This is a genomic window from Vibrio ichthyoenteri ATCC 700023 (assembly GCF_000222605.1).
Classification (GTDB): domain Bacteria; phylum Pseudomonadota; class Gammaproteobacteria; order Enterobacterales; family Vibrionaceae; genus Vibrio; species Vibrio ichthyoenteri.
Genome location: NZ_AFWF01000093.1, coordinates 1 through 624, shown reverse-complemented (window position 1 = coordinate 624; position 624 = coordinate 1). Strand labels below are relative to the sequence as shown.

General features: G+C 42.0%; 1 protein-coding gene. It reads left to right on the top strand.

The features are described 5' to 3' along the window. Positions 1–624, top strand: a 624-nt coding sequence (locus RH85_RS08300) for an IS3 family transposase (RefSeq protein WP_006711772.1), incomplete at both ends; no start/stop codon positions are given.

Sequence of the window (624 nt, the reverse complement as noted above, 5' to 3'; positions counted from 1 at the left end):
ATCATAGTCAAGAAAGCCTTTGACGACAGCAAAGAACGAGATGGCTCAAGACGCATTCAAAAAGAGCTGGCCGATAACGGGGATAAGCTCAATATTAAAACCATAGCTGCTAGTATGAAGCGTCAAGGTTTAATAGCGAAAGCGGCTCGTAAGTTTAAGTGCACAACGGATAGCAAACATACAATGCCAATTGCTCCTAACCTGCTTGCCCAGGATTTTAGAGCAGAAGTCCCCAATCAAAAGTGGGCTGGAGATATCACTTATCTTGTGACAAGCGAGGGTTGGTTGTATTTAGCGGTAATTATCGACCTTTACTCAAGGCAAGTAATTGGCTGGTCTATGGATACAAGAATGACAGCATCATTAGTTTGCGATGCACTATCGATGGCATTGTTTCGCCGAGGATTTCCTGAGCAGGTTATTGTTCATAGCGATCGCGGGAGCCAGTATTGCTCAAAAGACTATCGAACGCTGATAAGTAATTATAATCTAAAGCAAAGCATGAGTAGAAAAGGAAATTGTTGGGATAACGCTTGTGTCGAAAGCTTTTTTCACTCAATGAAAGTTGAAGCGATTCAATATGAGCCAATTATGACAAGAGAAGAGATGCGCCAAACGGTTTTT